Genomic DNA, 16480 nt, shown 5'->3' on the forward strand with positions numbered 1-16480 from the left:
GCATAAAATTTCCTTCCAGCACCACAATGATTTCTAAGCGCAGAAAATTATTTTTTTGTACAAAATACAAACACAGCTAAACCATACAAATCTGTACAAATTTTCGCCCAAATTTCAATCTAAAAGCATATTTCGTTGACTGAAATGCGCTGAAAGACGATACTCTCAATGTTTTTATTTAAGCAAATCGGTTCAATGAGGCTGGACCAAAAGTTCGGCCCTCAGAAACTCAATCCAACGCAAGGGGCTATATATGGCTGGTGGAAAGTCAACTATCATTTACACACTGACCGACGAGGCGCCATTACTGGCGACTTATTCTCTGCTGCCGATCATTGAGACCTTTACTAAGCCAGCTGGCGTTGAGATCGTCAAAAGTGACATCTCTGTAGCTGTGCGCGTGCTCTCTGAATTTACAGATTACCTAAGCGAAGAGCAAAAGGTGCCTGACACTCTAGCTGAGCTAGGTCGTCTTACACAAGATCCAGACACGAACATTATCAAACTCCCAAATATCAGTGCTTCTGTTGGCCAGCTAACAGCGTGTATCAAGGAACTCCAGTCTAAAGGCTATGCCCTTCCTGACTATCCTGAAAACCCGGCCACTGAAGAAGAAAAAGCAATCAAGGCACGTTATAGCAAATGTCTTGGTTCAGCAGTAAACCCGGTACTACGTGAAGGTAACTCAGACCGTCGTGCACCTGCTGCCGTTAAAAACTATGTGAAAAAACACCCGCACTCTATGAGCGAGTGGAAACAGTGGTCTCAAACTCACGTTTCACACATGGACGAAGGCGACTTCTACCATGGCGAAAAGTCGATGACTTTAGACCGTGCACGTAATGTGAAAATGGAATTGATCACCAAGTCTGGTGAAACCATCGTTCTTAAGCCAAAAGTTGCGCTTCAAGATGGCGAAATCATTGATTCAATGTTCATGAGCAAAAAAGCGCTTTGCGATTTCTATGAAAAAGAATTAGATGATTGTAAAGAAGCTGGCATCTTGTTCTCACTTCACGTGAAAGCAACCATGATGAAAGTTTCACACCCGATCGTATTCGGTCACTGTGTGAGAATTTACTACAAAGACGCATTTGAAAAACACGGCAAGTTATTTGATGAGCTTGGCGTGAACGTAAACAACGGTATGGCTGGTCTTTATGAAAAGATCGAAACTCTACCAACCTCTGTACGTGAAGAAATCATTGCAGATCTACATGCTTGCCAAGAACACCGTCCTGCGCTTGCGATGGTTGATTCTGCCAAAGGCATCACGAACTTCCATTCACCAAACGACGTGATTGTAGATGCTTCTATGCCTGCAATGATCCGTGGTGGCGGTAAAATGTGGGGCGCTGATGGCAAACCTTATGACTGTAAAGCCGTCATGCCTGAATCAACATTCGCACGTATTTACCAGGAAATGATCAACTTCTGTAAGTGGAATGGCAATTTTGATCCACGTACAATGGGTACAGTACCGAACGTTGGTTTGATGGCACAAAAAGCGGAAGAATACGGTTCACACGACAAAACTTTCGAGATCTCTGAAGCGGGTATTGCTAACATCGTTGATCTTGAAACTGGCGAAGTGTTGATGTCACAAAACGTGGAAGAAGGCGATATCTGGCGTATGTGTCAGGTGAAAGACGCACCGATCCGCGACTGGGTGAAACTTGCGGTAACTCGCGCGCGTAACTCCGGCATGCCGGCAATCTTCTGGCTTGACCCGTACCGTCCACACGAAAATGAACTGATCAAGAAAGTTGAAAAATACCTGAAAGATCACGACACTGCCGGTCTTGATATCCAGATCATGTCACAAGTACGTGCAATGCGTTATACGCTTGAACGTGTTGCGCGCGGTCTAGATACCATTTCTGTAACAGGTAACATCCTGCGTGACTACCTGACTGACTTGTTCCCGATCATGGAATTGGGTACATCTGCGAAAATGTTGTCAATCGTGCCGTTAATGGCGGGTGGCGGCATGTATGAAACAGGTGCAGGCGGTTCTGCGCCTAAACACGTACAGCAGTTAGTTGAAGAAAACCACTTACGCTGGGATTCACTCGGTGAATTCATGGCGCTTGCAGTTTCTCTAGAAGAAATGGGTATTAAAGAAGGCAATGACAACATCAAGTTACTTGCTAAAACTTTAGACCGTGCAACTGGAAAATTGCTAGATAACGACAAGTCACCTTCTCGTCGTACTGGCGAACTCGACAACCGTGGTAGCCATTTCTACCTGGCGAAGTTCTGGGCTGAAGAACTTGCTGCTCAAGACGAAAATGCTGAATTGAAAGCGAAATTTGCACCACTTGCAAAAACTTTAGCTGAAAATGAAGAAAAAATCGTTACTGAGCTTGCTGAAGTTCAAGGCAAATCAGTAGACATCGGTGGTTACTACGCTGTTGATCAAGAGAAAGTAAATGCAGTGATGCGTCCAAGTGCTACTTTGAATGCAGCACTTGCTACGATCTAAGCTTTTGCAGAACTGACTCAGTCAGTGATGTAGAAAAACCGGCGTCTAGGCGCCGGTTTTTTATGTCTGATTGATGTATCAAAGTTATTCAATTAATCTATTTTTCGCTATAGATATAAATCATCATCTTACTGACAAAACCACTCAAATTCAGTCAAAAACCATTTTAAGAAATGATGAAAATAAATACTTTTAAATATACAGACAATAAAAAACCCCAAGACTGAATGTGCTTGGGGTTTTCTAGAATTTTGGTCCGAGGGTCAGAACCATAAACATGATCTTAGTATTTGATTTTTAATATATTTAAAAATTCAAACACCCAATTATATCTGTATTGGTATCTTTATTTGCAAAGATGCTATACAACTTTGACCTATGGTTAAGTCATTAATCTAACGATAAATTACCAACAACTCAAATGATCAAATTACAACCACTTAAATTCCTGCGCCTTTAAATATCCTTACCATCAATGATGTTCCCCTCATCATCCATATACATCCCATCAGATAGATACATTAAGCCGCCTGGATATTCAGAAGGATCACCAAAGATTTCCAACAATTCTTCGTTGGCTGAAATGGAGTCCATTACAACTTTCAGAGAGAATTCCTTCTCATCAGAGTTAAAACGGTTGTAATCAGCAACCGAATATCCCAGTGCTTCTAGCTCACCATCGGTCACTACCCCCAATTTATGCTTCAAGCGACCTATTGAATGAATCCACTTTCGATCATCTTTAACAAAAACCTCTCCACCGTATGCTTCAGGGTCTTCAAAGGGCTCGTAGCCATTTTCGATTGCACGTTGCTTGCTTAGTTCAAGCCATTCAGGAACATATAGTGCCATTTTACTCTATCTCCAACTTCGGCAAAGACTTCACAATCTTCATGGTTTCAAGGCTGACCGTGATCACACGCAAGAACAGCTCAAGCGGATACGCTGCATTGTTCATCGTTTCGATTGCCCAGTCATTTGCATCGTTGATGATACCGCTGTCTTTGTGCGTAGAAACGCCCTGACGCTCCATTACCCACTCAAGTGCAGGCTTACCATTCACCACGTATTCATACGCCTCTAACGGGATATCCTTGACCGTTACGCGCTTGTTGTAAATGACTGTACCCTTCTCGCCCTTCTTAACGAACTTCATTTTTTCGACATAGAAGTCTTCATCGCTCAGTTGGCTGTACGGCGTGCTGCCGGTGTCTAAAGTGGCTTTGTATGGCTCTACGGTTTCGTAGTTGAGATGCCAATGTGCGAGGTCACGACCTGCTTTAGAGAATGCCCAAAAGTCCTCTGCTTTCTTTACACATGGAATACGTGGTAATTCTTTGCTAAGGTTATCCGCATAACGCTCTCGGTAATCTTCATCATGTAGCAAGCCATAAACATAGTAGAAAATATCCTCCTTTGTGATCTGCTCGTTTGGATACGCCGTTTGGAAGTGCTTTAAGCCTTCGTCACTGATGCCATCTTTGCGTTGGTACTTGGTTTCACTGACAGTTAAATCAAGAGAGTTATCGAATAGATCGCCAGCGCCGACACTTTTTTCTTCCGTTACTTCTTCATAGAGATAAAGAGGGAAACATTGACCATTTGAATGCAACTGGACATCAGGAGTTACATTTGTTATCAAGCATGAAAAGCTTTTTGAAGCTCCCAATCCTGTTAAACTAATGGCTAAGTTATAATCATTTCCTAAAGTAAATAATTCTGGAATCTTATAAGGTCTGTGATTGAGGGTTTTATCAAAATAAAGCCATGATTTGGTGAATGGTCGATATAATGCCTTTCTAACTTTTGATGAATTTAACTCTAACTTATCGGCTCTTACAAACGAATCTATTAGGCTGCTAGACCAACTAATGTATTTAGGATTTTTACCTATAATTTCAACGGCTTTATTGGTTTTTTCTTTCTTATCTAATCCAATTAAACTTATGGAATTTTTATCCAATTCTGAGTTGTAGTAACTTATTGTCTTTTCAACATTATTGAGCAGATGTGCCTTTGATGCGTTATAAACCCATGCATCACGATTCGATTGTAAGCCGCATGAATAATTTTCAAACAATAATATATTTGTTTTGTTTCTTTTGTCCCCTAAGCTAATAAACTCCCCAAAGCTATTATCACGTTTATTCAGCCAATCCCCGTGTTCATCAGGGGTAATCATTGTCCAGCCCTTAGCCGCTGCAATGCCTTGTAGACTCTTAAATTCAGCAACCTTTTCTAACTTTTCTTCACGGCTCAGGTAGTCGCCAATATCGTGAAAATAGATTTGCCCTTGCTGTTCTGCTTTGGGATTCTTCACTAAAAGTGAAATGGCGATAGGCGCACGGCTACCACTGCCAAAAATTTTGCCGCCTTCCTGACGTGATTTTTCGCCGGAAGTACGTTGATTACCGCGTAAATGGAAAATATACAAACTGCTAAATTCTTCAACTAGGCATTTACGCAAGCCATCTGCGGTATTGGCATCCACAAAGCCTGCATTGGTGACAAAGCCAATCACCCCTTGTGTTTCTATACGGTCACTTGCCCAGCGAATTGCACGGATATAGGAGTCATATAAGGCATTCTTATTGGTCGCCACCGAGCGATCAGCATAGGTCTGACGAATCTTGTCATCCAATGCCGGATATTTTACGTTCGCATTATTGTCATTTGCAGAATCTTGCCCTGCTGAGTAAGGTGGATTACCAACAATGACTTGAATAGACAATTCCATCTGACGCTTACGACGCGCACTGTTGTCTACAAGGACTTGATCAACCAAATCTTTCTTTTCGTACATTTGGAAAGTGTCGGTTAAACAAATACCCTCAAATGGCGTGTATTCATCAATAATTTCGCTGTGATATACCGCTTCAATGTTGATGGCTGCAATGTAGTAAGCCAACAATACAAGCTCGTTGGCATGAATCTCATTTTTGTATTTGTAGGTAAGTTGCTTCGGTGGAATTAAGCCACTTTGCAATAAGCGAGTGATAAATGTTCCTGTACCCGTGAATGGGTCGAGTACATGGACACCCTCATCCGCAATACTTTTGCCAAACTCTTGTTGAAGCACATCATTGACGCTGTGTAAGATAAAATCCACCACTTCAACAGGCGTATAGACGATACCTAAACGCTCGGTCATACGTGGGAAAGCGTTACGGAAGAACTTGTCGTAAAGCTCCACAATGATCTTTTGCTTACCTTCCGCGCTTTCAATGCCCGACGCTCGCATTTTCACGCTGTCATAGAAGCGTTGTAATGCTTCGGTTTCGCTATCGAGTTGGTGCTGATCTAAGACATCCAGTACCTTTTGCATTGCAACTGCCATCGGGTTATGTGCGGCAAAGCTGTACTCATCAAACAGCGCATCAAAGACTGGCTTGGTGATGAGATGCTGTGCCAGCATTTCAATGATTTCAGCATCCGATACGGCATTGTTCAAGTCGTCACGGATTTCATTGGCAAACGCTTCAAACACGGCACGTTCGGTTTCGCATTCAGGACGGCCTAAGATATCCGTAATGAGCTTGATATGCGTTTGTGCAATTTTGGAAATGTCATTTGCCCAGTCTTCCCAATGGTGGCGATTACCGACTTTTTGAACAACTTTAGCCACGATGGCGCGCTCAATCTCACCTGATTCAAAACTGAAAGACTGTTGAACATCTTCAACTTCATCTTTTTTCTTCTTGGTTGGTGTACCAATCGTTGTACCGCCTTTACCTGCACCTTTCTTTTTCGCTTTAGCCGCAACTTTGTCCGTGATGGCAATGACTTCCATCTTGGAACGGTCAATGCCCGTTAAGTCCATCTTGTTAATCATGGCATCAAAACGGTCATCGTGTGAGCGTAATGCGTTCAGCACTTGCCACACCACTTTATAGGTCATGTTGTCATCAAGGGCTTTATTCGCGTCCACATTCGGTGGAATCACGACAGGTAAAATCACATAGCCACGCTTCTTATTTGGCGCAAGGCGCATGACACGACCAACCGACTGCACCACATCAACTTGTGAGCTGCGCGGTGTCAGGAATAGCACAGCATCAAGCGCAGGAACATCGACACCCTCAGACAAGCAACGGACGTTACTTAACACTCGGCAAATTGGACGCTCTTGTCCATTTTCATCAAAAACTGGCTCAGGCGTTGCTTTGAGCCAATTCAGTTTTTCTTCTTTCTTATCTGCCCCCATGCCCCCATCGACATGCTGCGCTTCACAGATCAGGCGATGAGAGATTTCATTGCCTTCTTTTGCTTCTGCATCTTGGTAGGCTTCAACAACAGTTTGGAAGATATTTGCGATACGGGTGGAGCTAACTTGGTGTTTGCGCGCTTTCGCCGTTTGGTCAATCACTTGACAGAAAGCCAATGCGCGTTGCATTGGATTAATATCTTCTTCAACGTCCGCATGAATGCCCTGTTTAGACAATGCCTTCCAACAGCCAACAATGCGCGCCGCATCATCGACTAGAATTTCACTGTTCTCCGTGATGGTATTACCAATCTTTTTAATGATTGTGTCTGAATCAACCGTCAATACAATGACTTTATAATCGACCAACAGGCCACGCTTTACCGCTTCCGAGAAGTTGATTGTATAGAGCGTTTCACCGAATAGCTTTTCATTATCCATCGAATACAGTGTGTAATCGGTGGCATTATTCTTCACGTCATCAGAGAAAATACGCGGTGTTGCCGTCATGTAGAGGCGCTTCTTACCGAGGATAAAACCGCCGTCGTGAATTTTCACGAAATTCGAATCCAACTCACTATCATGCGTTGAACCAGTTGTACGGTGGGCTTCGTCACAGATGATGAGATCAAACTCATGCATTTGATGGTCATTCTGAGCATCACTGACCGTCTGAATAGAATGATAGGTCGAGAATACGACTGTCATGTGATCGTCGTCGTGGTGCTTTTTAACATTGTCCGCTAACTTTTGAGCGTCAGTTGTCGCAGGATACTGCAATTCGTGTTGAAGTGTCGTAACTGCATCAATCGCCGTCGCATTTTTCTTCTTACCAACTTCTGTGTCTGAACATACCGCATAGCTATGCAACGGTGTTTTAGACTCTTGCGTCCACTCAGTCAATGTTTGCGACAACAAGGACAAGCTAGGTACAAGGAACAATACGCGCTTGCCTTTTCCTGCGCATTCTTCAGCGATTTTAAGGCTTGTAAAGGTTTTGCCTGTACCGCAAGCCATGATGAGCTTACCGCGCTCTAACTTCTGGTCATACAAGCCTGCTTTCACGTTAACAAGTGCAGCTTTTTGATGGTCACGAAGCTCTTTTTTCGGCTTGAATACAACTTCTTTCTTTTCCGCAAATAGTGTCCAATCAATCGCGCTTTGTTCTAATGTTTCAAGATCAATCTTGGTAACAACTGGGTCTTGGTTCTCTAAAGTCGCTAAAGCATTGTCTGACCATGCGTGTGTCGTACTGACAATGATACGGCGTGCAAAGTAGGTTTTAGATGCCGCCGATAGGAAACTGTCGATTTCTTTTTTAGAAACTGTACGGTCTGCATCATACAGCTTGCATTGAATAGCGTGGAACTCGCCGTCTTTGGTTGTTGCGACAAGGTCAATGCCTGTATCTTTGCCCGACAATCCTTGTTCTTTTGCCCATTCGGTATAGGTCTGTACCGCCGCGAATAGGTCGGCATAGAATGGTTCATTTTCAAAATACTTGATGCAAAGTAACTCGAAATAAGTGCCTTTTTCTCGTTCTGTTTTCGCTGTTGTTCTATAGGTGTTGATTAAATCAAAGAAAGACGACATGACCCAAAGCTCAAAAATGTGCAGTTTGGGTCTTATCTTAGATAAAAACTAATGAAAATCCAAAGACTATTCATTGGAGTCATCTAAAAACCGCTTGATGATTGAGGTTGTTTTCACAAACCGTGCCGAAGCAAGCTCTACATATTGATCATAAAACCATTTTTTATTCTCGCTTAACCAACATCGTCCAGGTATAGAAGGCATGATTTGAATAAACTGTGGCCCATCTTCTATATAAATACTATATTCATCAATGAACTTGATGAAACCTCTACCTGTCGTAAAATCATTTTCAACCCAAACATGAGCATCTAACAATTGCTTTGCAGCCATACTTAACTGCTCTCCAGCTAATGAGAAATCCTGTATCCCCATCACTTGACCATATTCAGTGACTGATATTTCTGCCATTAACTTTAGACCTTCTTCGTTAGCGGCTTCGCTCTGTTGAATATACTTATCAATGTCAATCATACACAGCAGTTTGAATGCCAATTCCGTAATACCTACGTCAAACTTAATCGGGCATTTCTTGCTTTTCATTATTCATCACTCTCAAAAGACCGAAAACTTAGCAAAAGACATTCAAATCAGATATATTTTTTACAAAACAATAACTTACATAAAGTCAGCACTGACTTACTACTGTAGAAAATTTACTGCAACAACCGCACAACTAATATGCGCGTAGAAACGTTAAAATATATAGCTATAGAAGCTCACCATTTGCGTTCTAAGCGCGCCTAAACACCAAACCGACTCGTATTACCACCTTAATTAAAAAACGCCAGAATCGTGTTAAATTAACTTTAAACAAATATTAACTTAGGGTGCTAGGAGATGGACGAAACCGAGTATTTACTAGCAACTCAAGCCAATGCTGAACATTTGAAAAAATCAATCGAACAACTTAATAACAGCAAAACCCAACCGCATGATTTAATCGAAGAGACTGAGGAAACTGACGAAGAGTAATTTCATGATTTGCGGTTCTCAAAAACCTAAAGCATCTATCCTTTGTATAAGGATATTGCTAGGAACCGCCGATCGACAACTGCAACACATAGATTGTTTGTTTTTTCACCTAGGACATCACTCAAATTTTATTCGCTAAAATTATTGGTCACAGTAGTACAGCTCGGAGCTTGATGATCTTGGATTAGGGTGTGAGATTTTGCGAAGCGGTAGCGGAGGCAAAATCGAGCTTGGGTAACAATTAAATATTCGATCAGGGTTTGAGGATGAGGTTTGGCGTAGCGGCAGCGGAGGCAAACCGATTGGTGGAAATTTTCGTAGTTTTTGTAATTGTAGTGGTTAATATTAAGGTAATAGTAATACCTAATGTTATTAGAAGACTTTTATTCTTAAAACTCAGCCCAAACCCTTTGATTTAAAGGGCTTGAACCAAATCACTCACTCACTAAAAATCACCGATTTTTGCGCACTCGGAATTTATCAGCCAAAGCTTTGACCTCTAATCTCTTGCGCTCATTTAGTAATCCATAGCTTTCAATCTCGTCCGATAAAAGACGTTTATGTCTGCTTGAACTTTTAACAAGTGGTTGCTCTTGACCGAATGGCTGAACTAAATCACGATAGTTTTTACGGTAAGCTTCCGTCGCTCTATTGCTCAACTTAGTGAAAGTTAATTGTTTAAAACCATGAGTAATCATCAGAGGTAGATTATCCAAACCGCAATCAATCTTGGCTTTTTCAAAAAACGTTTTACGAAGAGTGACCTCAGCCCTTAAACGATGCTGACTCGATGGCAATGGTGTTCCATTCTTATCAGTTCGCTTAACATACATTCTAGTGCAAAACTCTTCTCCACGATGATCGCCCGTTGCTAAGTTATAGCCATCTTCTAACAGCATATATAACTCATGCGGTGATTCTGGAACTTCTCTTACCGTACCTCTAGTCTTATAAACACGCATTCGATTCACGACTGTTGGGTACTTTAACGACTTATGTAACGCAATTAGTAAGGCTGAATTTCGAGCATCATAGCAATCTAGCGATAATTCAATCGCTTCAATACCCATATCTTCGACTTTACACCCATACTGATTTGTTAGCAGAGTTGTAATGAGCTTTAATGACTTACGATTTTCTACATCATGCAGGCGAATGGTAAATGACGCTCCATCTTGAATTACCTCACTACTCTTAGCCACATAATGTCTAACCCCCGTATGACGTGTGAAGAAGGCTTTGATGTGACGACGAGCACCACCACTCCCGAAATGCTCCCAAACTTTCGGATCAACTGTAAATTTGAGATCCAACCAATCAATGACTGCATCAAACCTTGTCGCAAGGAAGGCTTCAGTATTGATGTCACCATAGATTTTAACTTCTTCTGCTTCAGCCCCCTGAACGGCAGGCGTTAGAGATTTTTGATACTCTTCCAAATTTGCCTTTACCTCATCAAACGATGAGGAAGTAGTCATTTCAAATCCCGTGGCTTTCGGCTTTACAGACTTTGATTCGTCTTTTTCCTTGACGGACTCAGCTAGGCTTTTTTCCAGTTCGAGTGCACCATCGCTTTTGAAAGTTGATTCACAACCGAAAGGATTAGCAATCCAAACAAAACCATTTTCATCATAGAATATTGTGCTGTACTGAAATGATCTTTTAGGTGAATTCGAGAACAAACTTTCATCGAAACCGTAATCAATTGTTGATTCGAGCAAATCATCCATCATCTGCTCTAATTGCTGTTCAACAAGCAATTCGTAGTTAATAGTATTCATCATGTTCTTGATCATCCATGTTGGATAATAAAAAGCCAGCCAAATATCAACTTGGCTTGGCTTTGAATTATCGAATTTGTATTTAAAAAGGGAGTGGTCGCCCCTTGCAATGTATGTCTACAGCTTCATGTCCAACTTGCAGTTGGATATATCGGCTTCCTACGGAGGAATATCCATCGCCCGACTTACATTTTTACCAACGAAGTATCCATACCTCGCCGATGAACCCTCTGTCGAAAGACAGTCAGGTGATTTGGCATTGCGCCACTGAGTGAGATGCTTCATTTCGCATTCCTTCAAGAATTTTAAGAACGCCTATCTCGTAGGCAAACCATTAATTTGCTTTGAAGTTTGTTCGTGAGTGCTTTGAAGTTGAATGTTTAGCTGTTTGATCGTTTACTGTTTAATCGTTTGGCTTCTGCAACTCCGTAGAGCTGTATAACCTTTTTGCTTTCACATTTATAACATTAGCTGTAATTTAGCTATAATGTTGTTTCTTTTGATTTTCATGCCATTTGATCAGGTCTTGATAATCAAAATATACGGCCGCCTGCCTCGATGGACCGCTTTTTAACGCTCTTGGGAAGTCTGGGTCATTTAACATCAATTTCCGCAATCCTTCTCTAGTCACATCAAGCATGCCACACACTTTATTCATCGAAAGGCGTAGAGGTTGAATAGTATCCATGCTAATTCATTCCTTAAATTACAGATGAAAATACTCGTATCTACATTATAGTTAGGGGTGACTTACTCTTTCTGAAAAAACACGTTCGAATGATTATTTTTAAATCATTCGAACTTTTTTGATCAACTTGCGTTCAACATTGCCATTTGAAACTTGATGAGCTTACCGTATTTAAAGCTTTGGATACCGTTACGTACATCGGACAATAATCGGTCTCTAAACTCCTGTGGTGAAACATACTTTGTCTTGTTTTCATCCAAGTAATCGCTCCACCATTGCATGAGAATTTTACGCTCTTCTAAATATTCAACGTGGTGCGTGTATGCCCATTCGACTTCGTTTTCACCCTTGTGACTCATTTGACGTTCAATCGCATCTCGATCAAACAACCCACTCAAAGCCAATGCCCCACGTGCCATACCTCTAAAGCCATGCAAACACACCTCTGTCTTGGTGTCGTATTTCATGCGAGTTAAAGTCTTATTTACAGTGTTTTCACTAATGAACTTGTTTAAATCATGATTTGCAGGAAATACATGCTGTCCCATACCGCTATATTGTCTCACCTCCATGAGGATGTCTTTTACCTGACGTGACAAAGGTACGACATGCTCTTTCCGCATCTTTGCACCACGATGCGAACTTGGGCACCCTTTAACGGGTGTGCGTACTGCGGGTATCGTCCAGATGCTTTTATCGAAGTCAAACTCGTTCCAACGTGCGAACATCATTTCACTTGATCGTGCAAAAGTATGGAGCGCAAACTCGGTGTATAACTTAGTTAAAGGAACGCCCGTGTCATTCTTCAGACGTGAAAAAAACTCAGGCAACCGATCTAAAGGTAACTTAGGATAATGTTTTTCCTCTTTCTTCTTCGTCAAACCGCCTTTCAAATGCACGGCGGGACTTTCAGGGATATAACCTTTACTAACCGCGTAAGCAAAAATGGCAGATAATCTGCGTTTGACCTTATCGTAAACCTCACCAAATCCTGTGGTCTCAATATGCTCAAGAACACGGCTAAGGTCACGTGGTTTGATCGAATCAATCAGCCTGTCACCAATAACAGGAAAGACATACATTTCAAAGTTTCTAAGCGATTTAGCAATTGTTGATTCTTGCGAACCTGATGACTGTGCATAAGCTTCATGCCACTCTCTAGTGATACTTTCAAAATCTGCTCTATCATTGAGCACTTCTTCTTCACGCTTCATCTCATCAATTGGGTCGAGACCATTTTCAATTTGGGATAAAAATTGAAGACGTTTGTTCCGAGCATCATCTATAGAAATCAGCACACCTTTAACACCTACTTTCGAATAATCCCCAATTGTGATTACGCCATCTGTAGGACGACCTTTAGCATTAAGGTATTTTCTTCTTCCATAAATAAACTGCCAAGTCTTCGTACCTGACGGTCTAACGATCAAATAAAGACCATTTCCATCAGCAAGTTTATTGTTTACAAGCTTACCCTGTGAATTAAGTTTAGGTTTTGCTGAAGTACACTTGGTATCAGTAAGTTTTTTAACGATTTTTGCCATGATAAAGATATAAAAATTAAAAGATGCCTTGTATCTTTAATCGTATCTTTAAAACTTTTGGATGTGTATAGGTATGAGTTGGCATATAGAAACAACAAAGCCCTGAATTATCAGGGCTTTCGAAGCTTATATGCTATTGGTTGGCATATAATTTTATATCTGTGGTCCCGAGGGTCGGACTCGAACCGACACGTCATCTCTGACAGCGGATTTTGAGTCCGCCGCGTCTACCAATTTCACCACCTCGGGAGTGGATGAAAGGTATAATACGCGATTTCTCGGCACTGTCAACGCAGAATATTTACATTTGTTTATTTTTAAAACAAATGGCATTTTTTCGTTTTAAAATCGAGCAATTCCCGCCATAAAAAAGAAAAAAGTTTATACTAGCCGCAGTTTTTTTAGCGTAAATCATCATGCAACTTTCTGATTTTAATTTTGATCTCCCCGATGAGCTGATTGCTCGCTATCCTCTGGAAACACGCAGTGCCTCTCGCCTGCTGCACCTCGACGCACACGGTCAATATCACGACCATCAATTTACCGACATTCTGGACTTGCTTGAAGACGGCGACTTACTGGTATTGAACGACACCAAAGTCATGAAAGCACGTCTAAAAGGCAAACGTGCCTCAGGCGGCGCGGTAGAAGTGCTGGTTGAACGCATGATGGATCAGTTCATTGCACATTGTCATATCAAGGCCAGCAACTCACCGAAAGCCGGTGCAGAACTGTTTATTGGCCCAGATGCAGTGAAAGTGACCGTGCAAGGTCGTCATGAAAACCTGTTTATTGTGGAATTTTCACAGCCGATTTTAGATGTCTTAGACAAATATGGCGCCCTACCTATTCCGCCCTATTTCAACCGTGAAGCAGAAGAAATTGATACCGAACGTTATCAAACTGTGTTTAATGATCCAACCAAGCTGGCCAGTGTCGCAGCACCTACGGCTTCTCTGCATTTCGATGAAGACTTATTGAAAAAGTTAGCAGCCAAAGGGATTCAGACCACCTTTGTCACACTACATGTTGGCGCAGGTACATTCTTACCAGTCCGCACTACCGATATTGAAAATCACATCATGCACAGCGAATGGTGCCAGGTGTCCGATGAGTCGATGGAACTCATCAAAACAACTAAAGCGCGTGGCAATAAAGTCATTGCCGTTGGTACAACGGCTACCCGTGCCACAGAAAGTGCGGCGCAGGCCAATGGCAGTGAGCTGAAAGGCTGGACCGGTGATACCCAGATTTTCATTTATCCGGGTTATCAGTTCAAAGTGGTCGATCGTCTGATTACCAATTTCCATTTACCGGAATCTACCCTGTTAATGCTGGTTTCTGCCCTATCTAATCGTGACAACATTCTGAATGCTTACAAGCATGCAGTAGACAGCCACTATCGCTTCTTCAGTTATGGCGATGCCATGCTGATTGATCAGGCACAATAGCGAGAATAGCTGCCCATGCCGATCGAGTCTGTACAACAGTCCATTCATATTCGCCGCAAGAAAAATGCAGTGGTGTTTCAGAATATTGCCCGGCTGTGGGATTTGGGCCGTCAAGCCAAGAGTCATCAAGACCTGCTGGACGGATTGCATCCCTGGAATGGCCCGATAACGCTAAAATTTGAAAATAATCTGCCATTGGCGCTGGCTGGTATTGGTTTGTTGCTCATCGTCAGCATTTTTATTGCACCGGAAAATATCTGGATTCAAAGTGGCGTTTTTCTGGGCGGCCTGCTGCTGTTCTGGGCCTATCTTTGCTATGAGCAGCAGCAACCACTAGATGAAGTTATTGGTTTTCTGGAAGATGTAGCACTGACCAAAAAATATCAGCTTGCCTTTCAGCAACAGCCACAGCATATTTCAATTCCTTTAAATCCCCTGCATTTTATTGGACATTTAAAACGTTTATTCCCCTTATTCAATCAAGGTTCTTTGAGTAATGAGATTACACGTTATGCCAGTACGATATGGGAAGATGAAAACGGCCAACAACATCAGGTGCTGCTGTTTCAATATCATTATATTGATGAAGTACAGGTTCGCAACAAGCAAGGGCAGCCGGTTAAATTAATGCAGGTTCACAAAGACCTGTGGGGCGTATTTGTCTTTGATATCCAGATTCAGGGACTGGCGGTCACGACTTATCGACGTAAATTTTATTATCCTTATAGCCATCCCTGGCATAGTAGCGATATTCGTACCAATCAACGCTTAAGCTTTTATGGCAGTGATCCGATGCAAACCGCCAAATTACTCAGTCCGGGTTTTGTACTGCGTCTGGCCGATTTTTTTGCACAGCGTCAGGGGGATTTACTATTTCATCCGGAAAATCGGATGCTCTGCTATCTGGGGCCTCATGATTTATTTCAGGTGTCGAGCAAGCATCGTCATATCAATGATATTTCGACATTGCGCGGCCATCTCAGAACGTTTAAATTAAGACAACTCGAACAGTTACAACATGATCTTGTGCAGTTTTTAAAATAACTGCTTTTTTTTAAATCAATATTTTCAGAATATAAATATGAATTGGGGAGATCTCGCATGGGATTTTTGGTTTTATGTTTGATCATTATTGCACTGATTGTGCTGATCATTATGATCCGCAACAGTATTGTCCGTCATCACAACGCGACGATTCGCGCCTGGTCGGATGTTGCCAGTTATGAACGGCAGAAACTGAAAATTCTGGATGGGCTGCAGCCGCTGGTCGAGCAATATTCTTCTTTTGAAAAAGGCACACTGGAAAAAGTCACCGAACTGCGTCAGAACATCATGAATTTAAATATCAACGATGCCGATATTTCTCAGTTACAGCGTATTGAAAGCCTGAACAAACAACTCATGCATAGCCTCAATGTAGTGGTTGAAAACTATCCCGAGCTAAAAGCCAATGACATTTATCTGAAAATGATGGCTGAAATTGAAGAACAGAATGAAAATGTCGGTGCGGCAATTACCATTTATAATCGCAATGTGGAACTGTTTAATAACCAGATCCAGATTTTCCCACACAATGTGATTAATAATATGCTGTTAGGAAAAAAAGCAGTTCGCCCCTTTCGCGATCAGAGCGCAACCCAGAGTTTTGACTATCGTCCAAATTTTCACTGAGCAACTATCTCATCTGATCGACTTTCTCATCCTGGCGTACTCAACTTATAATAAAATGCCCCAGGATGAAGCTACACCTTTATAAAAC

The 16480-nt window shown here is 41.9% G+C and carries 11 protein-coding genes and 1 tRNA gene; 5 read left to right on the forward strand and 7 right to left on the reverse strand.

Translation table 11 applies throughout. The features are described 5' to 3' along the window. Window positions 1–253 precede the first annotated feature (253 nt). Complete coding sequence (locus FTU42_RS12115; RefSeq protein ID WP_005168597.1) at window positions 254–2485, forward strand: NADP-dependent isocitrate dehydrogenase; 2232 nt, start codon at window positions 254–256, stop codon at window positions 2483–2485. 456 nt (window positions 2486–2941) lie between these two features. Here FTU42_RS12115 and FTU42_RS12120 read toward each other — a convergent pair whose 3' ends face one another. The 3 genes from FTU42_RS12120 to FTU42_RS12130 form a co-directional block, all read right to left on the reverse strand. Continuing rightward, window positions 2942–3337 carry a hypothetical protein gene (locus FTU42_RS12120; RefSeq protein WP_180083453.1) on the reverse strand — a complete coding sequence of 132 codons (396 nt, stop codon included), beginning with the start codon at window positions 3335–3337 and terminating at the stop codon, window positions 2942–2944. Between the two features lies 1 nt (window position 3338). Next, window positions 3339–8282 (reverse strand): type ISP restriction/modification enzyme, encoded by a 4944-nt coding sequence (locus FTU42_RS12125; RefSeq protein WP_180083454.1) that lies wholly within the window; start codon window positions 8280–8282, stop codon window positions 3339–3341. A gap of 66 nt (window positions 8283–8348) precedes the next feature. Then, window positions 8349–8825, reverse strand: a complete 477-nt coding sequence (locus FTU42_RS12130; RefSeq protein ID WP_180083455.1) for a hypothetical protein — start codon at window positions 8823–8825, stop codon at window positions 8349–8351. A 297-nt stretch (window positions 8826–9122) separates the two neighbouring features. Here FTU42_RS12130 and FTU42_RS14930 point away from each other — a divergent pair, with 297 nt between their 5' ends. After that, window positions 9123–9257, forward strand: coding sequence for a hypothetical protein (locus tag FTU42_RS14930; RefSeq protein ID WP_257225514.1), 135 nt, complete (start codon window positions 9123–9125; stop codon window positions 9255–9257). Between the two features lie 452 nt (window positions 9258–9709). Here the strand turns inward: FTU42_RS14930 and FTU42_RS12135 are convergent, their stop codons facing one another. The 4 genes from FTU42_RS12135 to FTU42_RS12150 form a co-directional block, all read right to left on the reverse strand. Next, window positions 9710–11041 carry a hypothetical protein gene (locus FTU42_RS12135; RefSeq protein WP_180083456.1) on the reverse strand — a complete coding sequence of 444 codons (1332 nt, stop codon included), beginning with the start codon at window positions 11039–11041 and terminating at the stop codon, window positions 9710–9712. A 475-nt stretch (window positions 11042–11516) separates the two neighbouring features. After that, complete coding sequence (locus FTU42_RS12140; protein WP_171338985.1) at window positions 11517–11726, reverse strand: transcriptional regulator; 210 nt, start codon at window positions 11724–11726, stop codon at window positions 11517–11519. 122 nt (window positions 11727–11848) lie between these two features. Then, window positions 11849–13270 carry an integrase arm-type DNA-binding domain-containing protein gene (locus tag FTU42_RS12145; RefSeq protein WP_180083458.1) on the reverse strand — a complete coding sequence of 474 codons (1422 nt, stop codon included), beginning with the start codon at window positions 13268–13270 and terminating at the stop codon, window positions 11849–11851. A gap of 162 nt (window positions 13271–13432) precedes the next feature. After that, window positions 13433–13519: transfer RNA gene (locus FTU42_RS12150), tRNA-Leu, on the reverse strand. 167 nt (window positions 13520–13686) lie between these two features. Between FTU42_RS12150 and queA the strand changes: the two genes are divergently transcribed. The 3 genes from queA to FTU42_RS12165 are packed head-to-tail and all read left to right on the forward strand — an operon-like array spanning window position 13687 to window position 16392. Next, window positions 13687–14721, forward strand: coding sequence for a tRNA preQ1(34) S-adenosylmethionine ribosyltransferase-isomerase QueA (gene queA / locus FTU42_RS12155; protein WP_074383516.1), 1035 nt, complete (start codon window positions 13687–13689; stop codon window positions 14719–14721). A gap of 15 nt (window positions 14722–14736) precedes the next feature. Continuing rightward, window positions 14737–15765: a hypothetical protein gene (locus FTU42_RS12160; RefSeq protein ID WP_074383517.1), complete on the forward strand. Its 1029-nt coding sequence runs from the start codon at window positions 14737–14739 to the stop codon at window positions 15763–15765. 57 nt (window positions 15766–15822) lie between these two features. After that, on the forward strand, window positions 15823–16392 hold the full coding sequence (locus tag FTU42_RS12165) for a LemA family protein (protein WP_005098074.1): 570 nt from the start codon (window positions 15823–15825) through the stop codon (window positions 16390–16392). Window positions 16393–16480: the final 88 nt, after the last annotated feature.

This window comes from Acinetobacter sp. YH12102, from assembly GCF_013419125.1.
Classification (GTDB): domain Bacteria; phylum Pseudomonadota; class Gammaproteobacteria; order Pseudomonadales; family Moraxellaceae; genus Acinetobacter; species Acinetobacter pseudolwoffii.